5 protein-coding genes are annotated in these 3231 nt (G+C 70.3%); 2 read left to right on the top strand and 3 right to left on the bottom strand.

Translation table 11 applies throughout. The features are described 5' to 3' along the window. Both ABT336_RS27050 and ABT336_RS27045 read right to left on the bottom strand, forming a co-directional pair. Nucleotides 1-444, bottom strand: a 444-nt coding sequence (locus tag ABT336_RS27050) for a DUF998 domain-containing protein (RefSeq protein ID WP_350900375.1), incomplete at its 3' end; no start/stop codon positions are given. Nucleotides 445-591: 147 nt separating this feature from the next. After that, the gene (locus ABT336_RS27045; protein WP_350900373.1) at nucleotides 592-927 is read right to left on the bottom strand and encodes a winged helix-turn-helix transcriptional regulator; all 336 of its coding nucleotides are present in this window, start codon (nucleotides 925-927) and stop codon (nucleotides 592-594) included. A 107-nt stretch (nucleotides 928-1034) separates the two neighbouring features. Between ABT336_RS27045 and ABT336_RS27040 the strand changes: the two genes are divergently transcribed. Next, entirely contained in the window at nucleotides 1035-1643 is a 609-nt protein-coding gene (locus tag ABT336_RS27040; protein ID WP_350900371.1) for a malonic semialdehyde reductase, read from the top strand. Between the two features lie 7 nt (nucleotides 1644-1650). Here the strand turns inward: ABT336_RS27040 and ABT336_RS27035 are convergent, their stop codons facing one another. Next, nucleotides 1651-2409, bottom strand: a complete 759-nt coding sequence (locus ABT336_RS27035; protein WP_350900377.1) for a sulfite exporter TauE/SafE family protein — start codon at nucleotides 2407-2409, stop codon at nucleotides 1651-1653. Between the two features lie 206 nt (nucleotides 2410-2615). On the opposite strand from ABT336_RS27035, the gene ABT336_RS27030 reads away from it, so the two are divergent. Beyond that, the coding region (locus ABT336_RS27030) for an endonuclease/exonuclease/phosphatase family protein (protein WP_350900369.1) at nucleotides 2616-3231 on the top strand (616 nt) is incomplete at its 3' end.

Raw genomic sequence — 3231 nt, 5'->3', positions numbered from 1 at the left:
ACCGCCTTCGTGGTGACCGGCGTGTTGATGGTCGTCGGTGCCCTGCTCGTGCGGCATCCGGTCGCCGGTGGGTGGGTCCGGTGGCTGTAGGTCGAGGTCGCGGTCCAGCGGCACCAGGCCGGTGCCGACCGAACTGAGCCCGGCCACGACCCACAGCCACCGGACCCACCCACCGGCGACCGGATGCCGCACGAGCAGGGCACCGACGACCATCAACACGCCGGTCACCACGAAGGCGGTGTTCAACACCAGGTGCCACGGCGAACAGACAGCCACGTCACCGAAGGGGTACGCGACAGTGGTGCAGGCGCTCGCGCCGAGATCACTGATCGTGTTGTCGACGAAGCTGTACGGGACGCCGACGGCCGTCGCCGTGACGATCTCGGCGACCAGGTACAGCGGTTGGACGAGCCAGGCGACGACACCGAGACGGTGCAAGGACACTCGTGACTCCTGGGCTTCTACCGCACGGGGACGCAACATCCACCGGCTGTACCCACCACGGCGCGAACCTGACCCTCGCCCCGGTCGGGGGAACACCCCCGACGACGGCGGACCCGACCCCACACACCCAGAGCGGAGCGCCCCGCCTCAGCCCGACAGGTTCTCGTCCGCCCACACCGCCAGGGCGTCCAACGCCGGCAACAGGGCACACCCCCGCTCGGTGAGCTGATAGCTCACCTCCACCGGAGGCCCCTCCCGCACCGACCGGCTCACCAACCCCACCCGGGCCAGCTCACCCAACCGGTCGGACAGCACCGACTCACTGATCCCCGGCAACGCCCGGGTCAACTCGGCGAACCTCGCCGGACCGTGCGCCAGGGTCCCCAGGATCACCCCGTTCCACCGCTTGCCCAGAAAGGCGAAGGCCCGAGCGAGACCACCGGCACACGGCGGGGGAGTGCGGCCGGGCCCGGAGACGGTCATGCCACCCACGATACGTGTCACCCCCGACAACCAAGAGACTTCTAAAAAACTAGCTGCTACCGTTGCCCAAGCGCCGGAACCGTCCGGCCCCCACCCGAGGAGCAACAATGACCGACCTCCACACCCCCCTCACCCTCCACCCCGACGCCCAAGCCCAACTCTTCACCCACGCCCACACCGCCAACACCTTCACCGACCAACCCGTCACCGACGACCAACTCCACGCCATCTACGACCTCGCCAAGTTCCCACCCACCGCCATGAACGTCCAACCCCTGCGCATCCTCTACACCCGCCCCGGCACCACCCGCGACCGACTCCTCACCCACCTCGCCGAAGGCAACCGCGCCAAGACCGCCACCGCCCCCGTCACCGCCGTCCTCGCCGCCGACACCGACTTCCACCACCACCTCCCCACCACCTTCCCCGTCCTCCCCGGCCTCCAAGAACGCTTCGCCGCCGACGACACCACCCGCGAGAACACCGCCCGCTTCAACGCCACCATCCAGATCGGTTACTACCTCCTCGGCATCCGCGCCGCCGGACTCGCCGCCGGCCCCATGGGCGGATTCGACCCCACCGGCATCGACACCGAATTCTTCACCGACAACGGCTGGAAATCCCTCCTCGTCGTCAACATCGGCCACCCCGGCCCCGACGCCTACCGCCCCCGCCTACCCCGCCTCACCCACACCGACGCCACCCACACCCCCTGACCCGCACTCACACCCCACCCGCCACCCACTGATCCCACCCCAACCGCACCACCAACGCCGACACCACCACCACCAACACCACCCGCACGAACCCCGCACCCCGCCGCAACGCCAACCCAGCCCCCACCACCGCACCCACCACGTTGCACACCGCCATCGCCGCCCCCAACACCCACAACACGTGCCCCGTCGCCGCGAACACCACCAACGCCCCCAGATTCGTCCCCACATTCACCACCTTCGCCATCGCCGACGCATGCAGGAAATCCGCCCCCACCACCGCCGTGAACGCCAACACCAGAAACGTCCCCGTCGCCGGACCCACCAACCCGTCGTACAACGCCACACCCACCCCGGCCACCCCCACCGCCACCGCCATCCGCACCCGCGTCCGCCGCTGCGGCACCGACACCACACCCAACCTCGGACGCGCCACCACCAACACCGCCACCGCCACCAACACCACCAACAACACCGGCCGATAAGCCCCCGCCGGCACCACCCCCGCCAACCCCGCACCCAACCCCGCACACACCAACGCCAACCCCGCCGCCGGCCCCGCCACCTGCCAATCCACCTTCGTCCGCCGCGCATACGTCACCGCCGCCGTCGACGTCCCCGCAATCGCCACCAACTTGTTGGTCCCCAACGCCGTCGCCACCGGAACCCCCGGCACCCCCACCAACAACGCCGGCAACAACACCAACCCACCACCCCCCACCACCGCGTCGATCCACCCCGCCACAACAGCAGCCGACAACAACATCAACACCCACGTCAGATCGATCTCCACGGCCGCACATTCTGCCCACCACCACCCCCCACACCGGCCCCCCTGTGCGCAGCCTCACCGCCCCCGACGCCGCCGCAACCACACCCCCCACACCGCCACCACCACGAACACCAACACCGAACACACAAACAACCGCGCCATGAGGCAACACTCCCACAGCCCCCACTAGGGTTCACCCTGTGCGCCTGGCCACCTTCAACCTGCTCAACGGCCGATCACTCACCGACGGACTCGTCGACCCCGACCGCCTCACCGCAGCCGTCACCAACCTCGACGCCGACATCCTCGCCCTCCAGGAAGTCGACCGCGACCAGACCCGCAGCGGCAACCTCGATCAGACCACCCTCGCCGCCCACGCCCTCGACACCCCCCACCACCGCTTCGCCCCCGCCCTCGTCGGCACCCCCGGCACCCACTTCCGCCCCCTCCACCACGACGACGACGGACACGGCCAACCCTGCTACGGCGTCGGCCTCGTCACCCGCCACCCCGTCCGCAGCTGGCACACCACCCGCCTCCGCGCCGCCCCCATCCGCTCCCCGCTCTACATCCCCGGCCCCGGCGGCGGACTCATCCTCCTGCGCGACGAACCCCGCGTCGTCCTCGCCGCCGTCCTCGACACCCCCCACGGCACCCTCACCGTCGCCACCACCCACCTCTCCTTCGTCCCCGGCTGGAACGCCCACCAACTCCGCCAGACCATCCGCGCCCTCCGCACCCTGCCCGCCCCCCGCATCCTCCTCGGCGACCTCAACCTCCCCGCCGGACCCGCCCGCCTCGTCACCGGCTGGCACC

It is taken from the genome of Micromonospora sp. NPDC000207, from assembly GCF_040300925.1.
Classification (GTDB): Bacteria; Actinomycetota; Actinomycetes; order Mycobacteriales; family Micromonosporaceae; genus Micromonospora.
Note: the sequence above shows the minus strand (reverse complement) of the source record. Positions and strands in the feature narration are given on the sequence as shown.